Below are 13,095 nucleotides of genomic sequence, written 5' to 3'. Positions count from 1 at the left end.
CGCGCGCCGGCCCGGCCCGGACGTCAGGATCGGGTGGGATCGGACAGGATCAGACGAGGTCGTACCGGTCCAGGTTCATCACCTTGTCCCATGCCGCGACGAAGTCCTTCACGAACTTCTCCTTCGCGTCGTCGCTCGCATAGACCTCGGCGAGCGCACGCAGCTCGGAGTTCGAGCCGAAGACGAGGTCGGCTCGGGTGCCGGTCCACTTGACCTCGCCCGTGGCGGCGTCACGGCCCTCGAAGGTGTTCGCGTCCTGGGACGTTGCCTTCCAGGTGGTGCCGAGGTCGAGGAGGTTGACGAAGAAGTCGTTGGTCAGGGTCCCGGGGGTGGTGGTGAGGACGCCGTGCGCCGACTGCTGGTGGTTGGCGCCCAGGACGCGGAGGCCACCGATGAGGACCGTCAGCTCGGGGGCGCTCAGGGTCAGCAGGTTCGCCTTGTCGAGCAGCAGGTGCTCGGCCGGCAGGCGGTTGCCCTTGCCGACGTAGTTGCGGAATCCGTCGGCGGCCGGTTCCAGCGCGGCGAACGACTCGACGTCGGTCTGTTCCTGCGACGCGTCCGCGCGGCCCGGGGTGAAGGGGACCTCGACGTCGATGCCGGCGTCCTTGGCGGCCTGTTCGACGGCCGTGCCACCGGCGAGCACGATGAGGTCGGCGAGCGAGATCCGCTTGCCGTCGCTCCGGGCGGAGTGGAAGGACTCCTGGATCCCTTCCAGGGTGCGCAGCACCGCCGCCAGCTGGTCGGGGTCGTTGACCTCCCACCCGCTCTGCGGCTGGAGACGGACACGTGCGCCGTTGGCGCCGCCGCGCTTGTCGCTGCCGCGGAAGGAGGAGGCCGACGCCCACGCGGTGGACACCAGCTGGGACACCGACAGGTCCGACGCGAGGATCTGGCTCTTGAGGGTGGCGATGTCCTCGGCGTCGACGAGCTCGTGCGTCACCGCGGGCAGGGGGTCCTGCCACAGCTGGGTCTCGGCCGGGACCTCCGGGCCGAGGTAGCGCACGACCGGGCCCATGTCGCGGTGGGTCAGCTTGAACCATGCACGGGCGAAGGCGTCCGCGAACTCGGCCGGGTTCTCCAGGAAGCGACGTGAGATCTGCTCGTAGGCGGGGTCGATGCGCAGCGCGAGGTCGGTCGTCAGCATCGTCGGGGCGTGGCTCTTCGACGCGTCATGGGCGTCGGGGACCGAGCCGGCCCCGGCCCCGTCCTTCGGCCGCCACTGGTGTGCACCGGCGGGGCTCTTGAACAGCTCCCACTCGTAGCCGAAGAGGATCTCGAAGAAGCTGTTGTCCCAGGCCGTCGGGGTGTTCGTCCACGTACCCTCGAGACCGCTGGTGATCGCGTCGCCGCCCTTGCCGGTGCCGTAGGTGTTCTTCCAGCCCAGGCCCTGCTCCTCCAGTGTGGCGGCCTCGGGGTCGGGGCCGACGTGGTCCGCCGGGCCCGCGCCGTGGGTCTTGCCGAAGGTGTGACCGCCCGCGACCAGGGCGACCGTCTCCTCGTCGTTCATCGCCATCCGGCGGAACGTCTCACGGATGTCGCGGGCCGCGGCGAGCGGGTCCGGGTTGCCGTTCGGGCCCTCCGGGTTGACGTAGATCAGACCCATCTGGACCGCGCCGAGGGGGTTCTCCAGCTCGCGGTCGCCGGTGTAGCGCCGGTCGTCGAGCCAGGTGGTCTCGGGACCCCAGTAGACGTCCTCCTCCGGCTCCCAGACGTCCTCCCGGCCGCCGCCGAAACCGAAGGTCGTAAAGCCCATGGACTCCAGCGCGACGTTGCCGGCCAGGACCATCAGGTCGGCCCACGACAGGCTCTGGCCGTACTTCTTCTTGACCGGCCACAGCAGACGGCGGGCCTTGTCGAGGTTGGCGTTGTCCGGCCAGCTGTTCAGCGGGGCGAAGCGCTGCTGGCCCGCACCGGCGCCGCCGCGGCCGTCGCTGATGCGGTACGTGCCCGCGCTGTGCCACGCCATCCGGATGATGAACGGGCCGTAGTGCCCGAAGTCGGCCGGCCACCAGTCCTGCGAGGTCGTCAGCACCTCGGCGATGTCCTGTTTCACCGCCGGAAGGTCGAGGCTCTTGAACGCCTCGCCGTAGTCGAAGTCCCCGCCCAACGGGTTCGCCACGGCGGGGTTCTTGGCGAGGATCTTCAGATTGAGCCGCTCCGGCCACCACTGGCGGTTTCCGCCACCCTGGGTCGGGTGGAGGGCGCGACCGTGCGCGACCGGGCAGCCACCTGCCTCCTCGGGCTTCGGGTCCGTGACGATTGCGTCGTGGTTCTCAGACATGAAAATCCTTCCGAACTGGGCGGATCACGTGCTCAGGAACTGCGGGCGGTGGAACAACGGAGGCACAGGCCCCAGGAGTACGGCCTCGGCCTGGTCGGCCGAGCGCCGTGGTGTGCCGGACGCGGTCGGGTCGGGCGGGGTGCCACGCCGGCCGCGCAGCCGACATCAGCGACGACATCGAAGGACCGGCACACGCGGGTGGTGGCCGTCGTGGACCCGCCCCCCGTGCCGCGCCGGGCTGCCGGCCTGGCCGATGCGGAACGAGTCCCGCCGCGGTGCGTGCGCGGAAGGCTGCATACCCGGCATCCCCGATATACATGACGTAAGCGGCATGTATGGGCTGAAGGGGGATGAGGGAACGGCCCAGGCGACCGAGCACCCCGCGGACGATCGCTCGGCCTCAAGGCGGTAACCGCCCAGGCAACGACGTCGCGCGGGTGGACGATGCGCTCGGGGCCGAGACGTTTGTTGCCGAGGTGGACGAGCTTCTCCGGCAGCACCTCGTCCTGGCCCACCGTCTGGCCGTGGGAGTTCTTTTGTGCTCTGTTCCGCCTGCCCGCGACCAAGGCCGGATTCGGTGGTTGGCGGACCCGTCTCCTGAACCGTCACGGGCTTTCCCCTGCTGTCGTCCTGTCCCTTGGCTGTCGCCGGAACCGATCCTACGATGGACGAAATCCAAGTCAATACAACAACCAGACTCGTACGCATTCATTCATCAAACGATGCACAAGATGCACAGTGAGGTTGGTGGGCATGAGCGACCTGCTGGGCCGGCTTCGCGGACGCGGCTGGCGGATGACCGCCCAGCGCCGGGTGGTCGCCGAGGTACTCGACGGTGAGCACGTCCACCTCACGGCGGACGAGGTGCTCGCGCGCGCCGCCGCCCGGCTGCCGGAGATCTCCCGCGCGACCGTCTACAACACCCTCGGCGAACTCGTCTCGCTCGGCGAGGTGCTCGAAGTGCCCACCGAAGGCCGCGCCAAGCGCTACGACCCGAACGCCCACCGGCCCCACCAACACCTGGTGTGCTCCGCCTGCGGTGTCATCCGGGACGTTCACCCCGACGGCGACCCCCTGGCCGATCTGCCCCCTTCCGAACGATTCGGCTTCACCGTCTCCGAGGCCGAGGTGACCTACCGCGGCCTGTGCCCCGCCTGCGTCCGCGCATGAGCCGCGCCGCGATCCACCAGCCCCGGTCCGCCGCGTCGTCGACGGCGGCGGGCCGCCGCCTGCGGAAGAGCTGCTCGGCGGCCGCCAAGCACACATGGCCGCGCCCTGCACCCGCGCCCAGCAGGGCGTTTACCGTGGTGCCGCCGCGGAAACGCGTAGACCATGTCATTCCTCGGCAATCTGAAGCGCAAGCGGGCAGAACTGATCGAAGAACGCCGCACCCAGGCCACGTTGAAGGCGGCTTCCCTGGGCGCGACCCCCGAGCAGGCGCGGCGCGCCGGAGACCGGGCGGCACGGGGCAACACCAACGCCGCCATCACGAGCGCCATCAACACCTGAACCCGACCCACTCCTGAGGCAACAGCCCCCGGTGGGTTCGCACGCCCGGTCACATCGCAGGACCGACCGGCATAACCCGGCCAGGGGCACGCCTGGTTGCGGAGCGGGCCAGGTACACCCCTGGCCCGCCGCCCCTCTCGGCCCCGGCCCCCGGACCCTCCTTCCGAACCTCCGTGTCCGCTCCGCCGCTTGCCCCTTCCGTCCCGCCCCGCCTCCCGCTGCCATCCGCAGCCGGGAGGCCTTTTTGTGACGCTCACTCAGATATCCCTGAACGCACGCGACCTGTGCCGACCGTGCCTTCGGCGGCACCGCATGGGCCGTGGAACGGCATCCACCGGGGGCGGCGTACCGCTCTGCGGTTAAATGCGGTGGAAAGCGGGGGAGCGGGGCGAGGTTGTCCGGGGCGGGGAGGGGTGGGGCAGTGGGTTCGGACTGGGATCCGTGGGACGACGGTGCCGAAGAGGCGGAGCTGGTGCGGGCGCGGCAGGTGGCTTGTGCCGGATGGGCTGCGATCTTCACGATCTGCGTCGGCGTGGTCCTCTGCGTGGCAGCGGTGGTTCTGGTGGTTCTCGTAGGCCTGTTCTTGCTGGTCCGCGGGCAGTGAGGGCGGACTGCGCCGCATCGTCGATGTTCGACATCAAGAAGCATCGGGGGAACGCATGTCAACGGCAGCGGAGTTGAGATCGACTTTCTGGCAGCGTGCCGCACAGAGGAAGAAGGGGCTGCCGGCCCTGGTCGTGTCCGCAGGGCTATCTATGGGTCTGGCTCGCCTACCTGCTGGCAGTGCCGTACTCAGTCGACGGCAATCAGTCATGCGCGGCATTGCTCTTCCGCGATGTGGTTCCGTCCGCGCAATGTCTGCAATGCCGCACCTGGTGGCAGATGCTGGGCCTTCTGGGGGCAGCCCTGCCCCTGTCCATCGTGGGCGTGGGCCTGTACATCGCCGGGTCGCCGGGTCGCCGGGTCAGCAGGACCAGCGGAACGGGGTCGGCGGGGTTCCGGTCCGGCGGTACGGCGGCGATCCCGTCGGCCAGGGCCGCGCCCTGCAGGACCGCGGGCCGGTGGCTGCCGACGGGCCGGACCGCACTGCCGTCCCAGATCACCGGGACGAGGCGGGTGCGGCCGGGGGCAGTACGGACGAGGTCACGCTCGTCAGAGCCTGGGCGGAGTGGGACGAACGCGGCTCACCACCCCGGCGCCCCCTGGCCCGAGCAGACCTGCTCCTACCAGGAGCAGGACGGCGACCGGGCCCACCCGCTGGACCGGGTAGCTCCTGTCATCACACTCGCCGTCGCTCACTGCTCCCCGACGGCGCTGACGGTGCCCCGGTGTTGTGGCAGAACGGCCCGTACCGACTCCGGTGACCGGCCCAGCACGGTCGTCCCGTCGTCGGCGGTGATGATCGGCCGCTGGATCAACGTGGGGTGGGCGGCCAGCGCCTCGATCCAGCGGGCGCGGTCCGCCGCTTCGCGCGGCCATGTCGCCAGGCCCAGTTCGGCGGCGACGGGTTCGCCGAGGCGGGTGATGTCCCACGGCTCCAGGGCCAGGCGCCGCAGGACTGCCGCGAGCTCGTCCATGGTCGGCGGCTCCTCCAAGTAGTACCGCACCGTGTACTGCGCCTCTTCCGCGTCGAGCAGCGACAGCGCGGACCGGCACTTGGAGCAGGCGGGGTTGATCCAGATTTCCATGGGGTGAATGTCTTTCGGTTCTGTCCGGGCGAAGCGGCGCCCGCACGGTGAGGTCAGGTGAGGCCGGCCAGGGCCAGGAATTCGCTGCGTGAGCGCGCATCGCTGCGCAGGGTGCCCAGGAGCGTGGAGGTGAGGGTGCTGGAGCCGGTGGCCTGGACACCGCGCAGGGTCATGCAGGTGTGTTCGGCTTCGATGACGACACCCACGCCCTTGGGTTCCAGTTGGGTCTGGAGCCAGTCGGCGACCTGTTTGGTCAGACGTTCCTGGACCTGCGGACGGCAGGCGAAGTACTCGACGACGCGGGCGAGTTTCGACAGGCCGAGGATGCGTTGGCCGGGCAGGTAGCCGACGTGGGCGGTGCCGACGAACGGCAGCAGATGATGCTCGCACACCGAGCGCACGGGGATGCTGCGGGCCAGGACGAGCTCGTCATAGCCCTCGTCGTTGGGGAAGGTGGTCAGATCGAAGGGGCGGGGGCTGAACAACTCGGCGTAGGCGCGGGCCATGCGCCCCGGCGTTCCCCGCAGGCTCTCGGTCCCGGTGCTGATCCCGAGCGCCTGGAGGAACTCTCCGGCGGCTCGTTCGGCGGCGGCCAGGTCGATCCCGTCGGTTTCCTGGACGACGCGGAGCGCGGGCTGCGCGGGCATCGGTATCTCGGGGTCGCCGGCTGCCACCTGCAAGGCGGGGTGAGGATGCTGGGTCATGTCAGCTGCCGCCGATCCCGAGAGCGGTGAGCAGGACCAGGACCACGGTGACGACGGCGAAGAGGCCGTGCCCTGCGACCACCGGTACGGGGAAGTACCGCTCGGCGGGTGCGGACTGCTGTTCCGTGGCGGCCGGCGCGGCAGCGGCGGCACGGGCCCGGTGGACCGGGATCCAACGCGCCAGCATGGCGAAGCCGAGCAGGGCGACGGGCACCAGGAGACCGAAGGCGGTCCAGGCCAGGGCGTCCTTGTCCGTGATCACATAGATGACCCAGACGACCAGGCCGATTGCGGCGAGTGCGAAGTGCCCGAAGACGACGGGGACGGGCAGGCGGCTGTTGCCGGCCTTGGCTCCTCCTCGGGAGAGCCAGGTGCCGAGCATGTAGAAGCCGCCAAGAGCGGTGATCACCCAGGTGATCAGTGCGGCGATGTCCATGAGGACTCCTCGTGGTGAAGGGGGAACCGATCGTGGCCGCGTCTGCGCGGCCACGCCGGTGAAGGTGATCAGCCGGCGGAGCCCGGCGGGCGGTGGATGGCGACGAAGCCCTCGGCCTGGGTGCTTTCGCCGGCGACCCGCACGCCGTAGCGGTAGGCGAGTTTTCCGCCCAGGTATCCCGAGACCCCCAGGGCCGCGAGGCTCACGGCGTTGAGCGCGAGCATTCCGCCTCCGACGCCGGTATCGGGCAGGTGGCCGGCGTGCCGCCAGAGGAAATTGGCGGCGTAGGCGGCGGTCACCAGCAGGTTCAGCGTCATGTGGACGAGGCCGACGCGGAACGCCCGAGTTCCCGGCGGGATGGCGAACAGGTCCAGGAAACCGACCAGGGCCGCGGCCAGAGCGCCGATCACCCCGAGCGCGATCAGCCACATCGCCCCCCGGACCAGGAAGTCCGGAGCACGTACGAGATGCGAGGCGATGTCGAAGACCAGGCTGCCCACCCAGGCCCCGATGGGAACGGTGACCAGGATCGGATGGAAGGGGTGACCGTACGGTCCGGCCAGCGCAGCGCTCACCGGTCGCTTGGCCTGCTCCTGCGATGGATCCACCATGACGACCCCACCTCCTAATTTCACCAACAAATCTTGGTCTTATTTGTGAGGGCCGTCAAGATGCCCAGTTCCACACCGAGTCGCACGGAGGTTCGTCGGTTGCACCTATCGGTGTACGCGTTACTGTGAAGACGTGACCTCTGACGCAACGCCGCAGCCCCCCGCGGGTGACGCCGCGATCGAATCCGTCAGCGTCCTCGGTGAGGACTCCCGGCGGCAGATGTTCGCGTTCATCCGCCGGCAGCGCCGCCCCGTGACCCGGGACGAGGCAGCCGCCAGTGTGGGCATCTCGCGCAAGCTCGCGGCCTTCCACCTCGACAAGCTGGTGGACGCCGGCCTGCTGCGGGCCCGGTACGAATCACCCGGCGGGATCCGGAAGGTCGGCCGTCAGCCCAAGGTCTACGAACCCACCGACAGCCACATCCACGTCAGCATCCCCGACCGCCGTCACGAACTGCTGGCCGACCTCCTGATGGAGGCCGTTCTCACCGAAGGCGAAGGCGAATCCGCGGCCCACGCCGCGCTGCGCACAGCCTGCCGACGCGGCCGGGAACTGGGCGAGAGCGAGCGGGAACAGACACGTCCCGGCCGACTCGGCGCAGAACGTGGACTGAGCGTCTGCGAGCGGATGCTCGACCAGCACGGCTTCGAGCCCGTCCGTGAAACCCCCACCCGACTCCGGCTGCGCAACTGCCCGTTCCACCCCCTGGCAGCCAAGGCCCCCGAGCTGGTGTGCGGCATGAACCACGCCTTCATCACCGGCTACCTGGAGGGCCTGGAGGTCAGCGGCGTCGAGGCGACGCTCGCCCCACGCCCCGGGGAATGCTGCGTCCAGCTGGGCCCCACCAAGGGGTGATGCGCAGCCCTCTTCACCGCAACGACGTCGTCGAGCTCCCGACCGAGGACGTCACCGACACCGCTTGGTGCCACCACTGAGCCGGCCAGCAAATCAGGACACGGTCACGGTGGCCGGGTGGCCGCGGGCGACGACCACGGGACCGGCACGGCGTCCTTCAACCGGAGCACTCCCATGGTCACCAAACTCATCACGTACCGCCGCCGCCCGTCGGCTGCGACGGAATCAGCCGCATAAGGCACCGTCACGTCGCGATCCTCCGCCGCCGACTGGGGACTTCTGCTGATCAGGCTGACGTTCGGGCTGCTGATGGCCGGACACGGCGCGCAAAAACTGTTCGGGATCTTCGGCGGCAAGGGCCTGGCGGAGACCGCGAAGGGGTTCGCCGCCCTCGGCTACCAGCTCGGCAAACTCTTCGCCGTCATCGGCGGTCTGTCCGAATTCCTCGGCGGCCTCGGCCTGGCTCTCGGGCTGCTCACGCCGCTCGCGGCCGCCGCCCTCATCGGCGTCATGGTCAACGCCATGGTGTCCGTCACCGGAGCACACGGCCTCTGGGAGACGAACGGCGGAGTGGAGTACGGCGTCTGCATCGCCGTGGTCGCCCTCGGCATCGCCGCGACCGGTCCCGGGCGGCTGGCGGTGGACCGGTGCTTCCGCTGGGGCACGGGCGGCTGGCCCCAGGCCGTCTTCGCCCTCGGCCTGGGCGGCATCGCCGCCGCGATCACCTTGAGTCTCTGAACCTTCGCGTCGGCGGCGCCACGGCGCCGCCGACCCTTCGCGAACAAAGTGCTCCACCGGACGGGTCGACCGCTTACCCCTTCGTGCATCCTCCTGGTAAGCCGACGACTTCCCCGGGCATGCTCTCCCGCATGACAGTGGGCCCGGGCCCCTGGGTCGGCGCTGGGCTGCTGCCGTGCCGGGCGTCCCGGCGGGGAGGGAGGAGGAACGTGCGCAGTTTCGAGGTAGGGGAGACAGTCGTACGGCGCGACGTGCACCGCAGCGGCCGCGTGTGGAGCGAGCATGCGCTGCGCGTCCTCGCCGACACGAGCGAGGCGCTGGTGGCCGCGTGCGCGCCGGGAGCGGAGGTGCGCTGGTCCGCCCTGTACGCCAAGGCTCGTACCGTCGGCGACCGGTCGGTGCGCACGGAGGCGTTCGACGCGATGGCGACGGGGGAGTGGGAGCTCACGGACAGCCGGTGGCAGCAGACCGAGCTACTGCTGTGGAACCCGCCGGGCTCATGGTTCAGCATCAACGCCCTTTACACCACAGCCGGGTTGCGGAACTGGTACGTCAACTTCGAGCACCCCACGACCCGGACCGTCGACGGGTTCGACACCTTCGACCTGACCGTGGACCTGGTCGTCGCCCCTGACCTGAGTAGCTGGCAGTGGAAGGACGAAGACGAGTACGTCCACGTCCGGCGGCTCGGCATCGTCACCGACACCGAGCACCGGGCCGTGGACATGGCCCGTGCCCAGGTCCTCGCGATGATCGAGGAACGGTCCCGCCCGTTCGCCGACATCGCCGCGTGGAGATCCTGGCGGTGGGATCCGGCCTGGCCGACGCCGCGTCTGCCGCGGTCAAAGAGAGCCGCGCGGAGCGTTGAACCGACCGACGGCTGAACCGTCGGCCCGGCCGGTCGCCGCATGACGGGCTGGCCGGTCGCTTCATCGCGGTCGCTTTCGCCCATGTCCCCGGTGGGAGGAGCAGCGCGTGGTGGGAGAGGAGGGACCTGGGGTCGGGGAGGAAGGGGGAGGGAGGCCGATCGCTGGGGCGCCCGCGGCCATAAGACAAGCGCATCTGATCAACTGTAGGGCGACAAAGCTCAGTTGAGGCCGGCTCTCTGGCCCCACGCGGGCCGGGAGCGGTCGGGGCTGGGCACCCTTCCCGGACATGAGGTATATTCACCCTCTTATTCCGAATTGGGCCTATGCGTGTATCCTCCTCAGAGGCAGTTCCCGTACGCGATGGAACGGGGAGACACGATGAAGAAGATCATCGCGATAGCGTTCGCCGCCGTACTGTTCGGCGCCGGCGCTGGCGTGGCCTCTGCGGCCCCCGCAAGGCCGGGCCCCCTGCCCGCTCATGACACTGTCACCACGACGTTCCACTGCCCCGCCCCGCACGGCATCTTCACGATCAGGGCCGACCCGTGGGTGATGGGCCAGTACGAGTGGTATTACGCCGGGCAAGGCTGCACGTACACCCCGTAGTCATGGCGCTCCGTCGTCGTCCGTTCGTCGGCTTCCCCGTGCCCGTCGGGCATGGCCCGCTCGGCAGGCAAGGACTTCGAGCGAATGTGGCCGGTCAGGGGTGACGCTGGCCGGTCAGGGGTGACACCTACCTCCACGTCGACGGCTGGGTTGGCGCTCACGTTGGCGCCGTAAGTCGGGGTGGCGGCAGTTCGCGTAGGTACTGCCGGGTGGGGGCGCTGGTGCATACGCGAGGGCTGGTACGTACGCGAGTGCTGCGGTTCCACGCTGCGGTGACAGCATGTGACGTCACGCCGACCGACAGTGCATCCATCTTCGTGTCGATCCTGTGCATCTTTGCAGTCGGCGCCATGGAATCCGGACGAGGTCGCCCATCTCGCTGTGTAGCTCCTGTCGACTCCGTGATAGCACGGAGTAATCAGATTCAAGGGAGGCTACGACCGCATGGGTATCTTCAGCCGTCGCCAGAGCGCGACTGTCGAGCCGCCGTCGGCGGCCGGCCCCCATACACCTTTCCCGGCGGCCGACGCCGCCGGAGTCGCGCTCGACCCGGCACTTGGTGCGCTGACCGGGCAATGGACCATCGACCGCCCGCACAGTCGCATCGGGTTCTCCGTGCGGCACGCGATGGTCACGACGGTGCGGGGTGCTTTCGCCGATTACGACAGCGCGCTGTACTTCGACGGAGCCCAGCCCTCGCAGTCCCGGGCCGAACTGGTCATCCGGGTCGCCAGCGTCGACACAGGTGTGGAGCAGCGGGACGCACACCTCATCGGCACCGACTTCTTCGACGCGGACCGCTACCCGGAGATGGCGTTCCGCAGTACCTCCACGGTCCATGAGGGCGCAGAGAGCTTCCGCATGGCAGGGGATCTGACCATCCGCGGCGTCACCCGGCCCGTCGAGCTGCAACTCGACTACCTCGGCTCGGTCTTGGACCCGTTCGGCTATGAGCGAGCCGGCTTCGACGGCACCACCACCATCGACCGCACCGAGTGGGGCTTGGTCTACAACCAGCGCCTGGAGGCGGGCGGCGCCATGGTGAGCGAGAAGGTTCGGCTGCAGTTCGACATCTCCGCGATCAGGATGCCCCTGTCGTAGTCGCCCCCGGGAGGCCCGCTGCGGCCCGTACGCCTGCACCTCGACGAGGCGAGCGAGCTGCGGGCCGTCACGCGGTACCGGTCTGACGTGCACCAGCCCGCCCGCCGACCAGGCCGCCCGCTGACCAGTCCGGTCGTGCCCGGGTGCTGCACCTCGTGGTGGCCACCAGTCGACGTTTCTCCCTCACGGCCGTCGGCGGTGTCCCCTCCGGCGGAGTGGAGGGGCGTGCCGAGGCCGGCCGGGTGCCCGCGATTCCGGCCCTGACGTGGCCGAGCGGTACGAGGCTGAGTCGTCCCGTGGCAGCGTGCTCGATGTGCTCCATGTTCGCTGTCGCGGGACATGCCCTTCCGCCTGGTGCAGCCCGGTTTTTGGTTCGGTGGGTGGCAGGGTGGGGGTATGTGTGGTCGATTCGTCTCCACCCGCAGTCCGCAAGAGCTCGCGAGCGTCTTCGATGCCACGCGCTGGGATCCTGACCGGAGTCTGGATCCGAGTTGGAATGTGGCGCCGACGGATGAGGTGTGGTCGGTGCTGGAGCGGGTCGAGCGTGGGACGGGTGAGATCACGCGGCAGTTGCGGCCGTTGCGCTGGGGGCTGGTGCCATCCTGGGCGAAGAGTCTGCACACGGGCGCGAAGATGATCAATGCCCGAGTGGAGACCGTCGCGGAGAAGCCGGCCTTCCGCCGGGCGTTCGTGAAGCGCCGTTGTCTGCTGCCGGCGGACGGCTTCTACGAGTGGCAGACCGTCGCCGCGAGCAAGAGCGTCGCCGCGACGAAGAGCGCCAAGGCCCGTAAGCAGCCGTACTTCATCAGTCCCGAGGACGGTCAGGTCATGGCGCTGGCGGGCCTGTACGAGTTCTGGCGCGACCCGGTTGCCGAGGACGACGGCAGCCCGGGGGCGTGGTGGGTGACCTGCACGATCATCACCACCGAGGCCACCGACGCCGCCGGCCGTGTCCATCCCCGCATGCCGCTGGCGGTCGCGCCCGCCGACTGGGGCGCCTGGCTCGACCCCGCCCACCAGGACACAGGCGAGCTGCGGGCCCTGCTCGCAGCCCCCGCTGCCGGGCACCTGGACGCCCGCGCGGTGTCGACCGCGGTCAACGACGTGCGCAACAACGGCCCGCATCTCCTTGCCGGGCCGGACGACGGCACCGGCGACGCCTGAGCCGCGGCACGGCAACAAGTCCCCTTGGCCACTGATCGCTGACCACTGACGGTTCCGTGCATTCGGAGCCGTCCGACGGGACTGAGCGCGCGGCCGACACCGAGCATTTCTGTCGACAGTCCAGCGTCGGGGCGTCGGGGCGTCGGGGCGCCGAGGTGTCGCGGCCGATGCTGCTCCGTCCCGTCTCGGCGTGCAGGACCAAATGGGCCCGGCGATGACTTCGGTGCGGGCAGTCGGTCGTTGTCCGGAAAGAGAGAAGGAGATCCGCCATGCCGACACACGGACCTGCACAGCAGCCCACGACCGAGCTCGACGCCCGCTACAGCTCCGCGCTCCATCCCCTCCCCGGTGCCGCGGACGTCACTGCCACCGAGTGGACCGAGGCCCAGCGGCACCTGAGGGCCGCCGAGATTTTCTGGGTTTCCACGGTGCGGCCCGACGGCCGGCTGCACGTCACTCCCGTGACCGGCGCCTGGCACGACGGTGTGCTGTACGTCAGGGCGTGCCGGCCGCGGCCGTCCTGCGGCTCGGC

The 13,095-nt window shown here is 69.7% G+C and carries 14 protein-coding genes and 2 pseudogenes; 10 read left to right on the top strand and 6 right to left on the bottom strand.

The annotated features are described in order from the left end of the window. Nucleotides 1-49 precede the first annotated feature (49 nt). Entirely contained in the window at nucleotides 50-2,281 is a 2,232-nt protein-coding gene (katG, locus tag Scani_RS16935; protein ID WP_159476597.1) for a catalase/peroxidase HPI, read from the bottom strand. A gap of 753 nt (nucleotides 2,282-3,034) precedes the next feature. Between katG and Scani_RS16930 the strand changes: the two genes are divergently transcribed. From Scani_RS16930 to Scani_RS16920, 3 genes are all read left to right on the top strand, one after another. Beyond that, nucleotides 3,035-3,451 (top strand): Fur family transcriptional regulator, encoded by a 417-nt coding sequence (locus Scani_RS16930; protein WP_159476594.1) that lies wholly within the window; start codon nucleotides 3,035-3,037, stop codon nucleotides 3,449-3,451. 162 nt (nucleotides 3,452-3,613) lie between these two features. Next, nucleotides 3,614-3,790: a hypothetical protein gene (locus tag Scani_RS16925; RefSeq protein ID WP_159476591.1), complete on the top strand. Its 177-nt coding sequence runs from the start codon at nucleotides 3,614-3,616 to the stop codon at nucleotides 3,788-3,790. A 421-nt stretch (nucleotides 3,791-4,211) separates the two neighbouring features. Beyond that, nucleotides 4,212-4,394: a hypothetical protein gene (locus Scani_RS16920; RefSeq protein ID WP_159476588.1), complete on the top strand. Its 183-nt coding sequence runs from the start codon at nucleotides 4,212-4,214 to the stop codon at nucleotides 4,392-4,394. Between the two features lie 202 nt (nucleotides 4,395-4,596). Here the strand turns inward: Scani_RS16920 and Scani_RS42145 are convergent. The 5 genes and pseudogenes from Scani_RS42145 to Scani_RS16895 form a co-directional block, all read right to left on the bottom strand. Next, nucleotides 4,597-4,914, bottom strand: a pseudogene (locus tag Scani_RS42145) (hypothetical protein); the annotation flags it as partial. Nucleotides 4,915-5,085: 171 nt separating this feature from the next. Further along, nucleotides 5,086-5,478 (bottom strand): arsenate reductase family protein, encoded by a 393-nt coding sequence (locus tag Scani_RS16910; RefSeq protein ID WP_159476582.1) that lies wholly within the window; start codon nucleotides 5,476-5,478, stop codon nucleotides 5,086-5,088. A 53-nt stretch (nucleotides 5,479-5,531) separates the two neighbouring features. Beyond that, nucleotides 5,532-6,125, bottom strand: a complete 594-nt coding sequence (folE, locus tag Scani_RS16905) for a GTP cyclohydrolase I FolE (RefSeq protein WP_159482173.1) — start codon at nucleotides 6,123-6,125, stop codon at nucleotides 5,532-5,534. 58 nt (nucleotides 6,126-6,183) lie between these two features. Further along, nucleotides 6,184-6,618, bottom strand: coding sequence for a hypothetical protein (locus tag Scani_RS16900; RefSeq protein WP_159476579.1), 435 nt, complete (start codon nucleotides 6,616-6,618; stop codon nucleotides 6,184-6,186). A gap of 68 nt (nucleotides 6,619-6,686) precedes the next feature. After that, nucleotides 6,687-7,229 carry a DUF2231 domain-containing protein gene (locus Scani_RS16895; RefSeq protein WP_159476576.1) on the bottom strand — a complete coding sequence of 181 codons (543 nt, stop codon included), beginning with the start codon at nucleotides 7,227-7,229 and terminating at the stop codon, nucleotides 6,687-6,689. Between the two features lie 133 nt (nucleotides 7,230-7,362). Between Scani_RS16895 and Scani_RS16890 the strand changes: the two genes are divergently transcribed. The 7 genes and pseudogenes from Scani_RS16890 to Scani_RS40990 all read left to right on the top strand — a co-directional run. After that, nucleotides 7,363-8,085: a helix-turn-helix transcriptional regulator gene (locus Scani_RS16890; protein WP_159476573.1), complete on the top strand. Its 723-nt coding sequence runs from the start codon at nucleotides 7,363-7,365 to the stop codon at nucleotides 8,083-8,085. Between the two features lie 279 nt (nucleotides 8,086-8,364). Next, nucleotides 8,365-8,823, top strand: a complete 459-nt coding sequence (locus tag Scani_RS16885) for a DoxX family protein (RefSeq protein WP_281392285.1) — start codon at nucleotides 8,365-8,367, stop codon at nucleotides 8,821-8,823. Between the two features lie 209 nt (nucleotides 8,824-9,032). Further along, entirely contained in the window at nucleotides 9,033-9,707 is a 675-nt protein-coding gene (locus Scani_RS16880; protein ID WP_174872713.1) for a ribonuclease FAU-1 family protein, read from the top strand. A 363-nt stretch (nucleotides 9,708-10,070) separates the two neighbouring features. After that, nucleotides 10,071-10,298, top strand: a complete 228-nt coding sequence (locus Scani_RS16875; protein WP_159476564.1) for a hypothetical protein — start codon at nucleotides 10,071-10,073, stop codon at nucleotides 10,296-10,298. A 444-nt stretch (nucleotides 10,299-10,742) separates the two neighbouring features. Then, a complete protein-coding gene (locus tag Scani_RS16870; protein ID WP_159476561.1) occupies nucleotides 10,743-11,399 on the top strand; it encodes a YceI family protein in 657 nt (218 codons plus the stop codon). A gap of 396 nt (nucleotides 11,400-11,795) precedes the next feature. Further along, on the top strand, nucleotides 11,796-12,563 hold the full coding sequence (locus Scani_RS16865) for an SOS response-associated peptidase (RefSeq protein ID WP_159476558.1): 768 nt from the start codon (nucleotides 11,796-11,798) through the stop codon (nucleotides 12,561-12,563). Nucleotides 12,564-12,832: 269 nt separating this feature from the next. Continuing rightward, nucleotides 12,833-13,057: pseudogene (locus Scani_RS40990) on the top strand (pyridoxamine 5'-phosphate oxidase family protein); the annotation flags it as partial. Nucleotides 13,058-13,095: the final 38 nt, after the last annotated feature.

Origin of the sequence: Streptomyces caniferus (assembly GCF_009811555.1) — a bacterium.
Taxonomy (GTDB): domain Bacteria; phylum Actinomycetota; class Actinomycetes; order Streptomycetales; family Streptomycetaceae; genus Streptomyces; species Streptomyces caniferus.
Note: the sequence above shows the minus strand (reverse complement) of the source record. Positions and strands in the feature narration are given on the sequence as shown.

Excerpts from the sequence above, each read along its gene's own strand:
- Scani_RS16865 (WP_159476558.1), top strand. The coding sequence starts at position 11,796 with ATGTGTGGTCGATTCGTCTCCACCCGCAGTCCGCAAGAGCTCGCGAGC.
- katG (WP_159476597.1), bottom strand. The coding sequence starts at position 2,281 with ATGTCTGAGAACCACGACGCAATCGTCACGGACCCGAAGCCCGAGGAG.
- Scani_RS16910 (WP_159476582.1), bottom strand. The coding sequence starts at position 5,478 with ATGGAAATCTGGATCAACCCCGCCTGCTCCAAGTGCCGGTCCGCGCTG.
- Scani_RS16900 (WP_159476579.1), bottom strand. The coding sequence starts at position 6,618 with ATGGACATCGCCGCACTGATCACCTGGGTGATCACCGCTCTTGGCGGC.
- Scani_RS16895 (WP_159476576.1), bottom strand. The coding sequence starts at position 7,229 with ATGGTGGATCCATCGCAGGAGCAGGCCAAGCGACCGGTGAGCGCTGCG.
- Scani_RS16925 (WP_159476591.1), top strand. The coding sequence starts at position 3,614 with ATGTCATTCCTCGGCAATCTGAAGCGCAAGCGGGCAGAACTGATCGAA.
- folE (WP_159482173.1), bottom strand. The coding sequence starts at position 6,125 with ATGCCCGCGCAGCCCGCGCTCCGCGTCGTCCAGGAAACCGACGGGATC.
- Scani_RS16930 (WP_159476594.1), top strand. The coding sequence starts at position 3,035 with ATGAGCGACCTGCTGGGCCGGCTTCGCGGACGCGGCTGGCGGATGACC.
- Scani_RS16875 (WP_159476564.1), top strand. The coding sequence starts at position 10,071 with ATGAAGAAGATCATCGCGATAGCGTTCGCCGCCGTACTGTTCGGCGCC.
- Scani_RS16870 (WP_159476561.1), top strand. The coding sequence starts at position 10,743 with ATGGGTATCTTCAGCCGTCGCCAGAGCGCGACTGTCGAGCCGCCGTCG.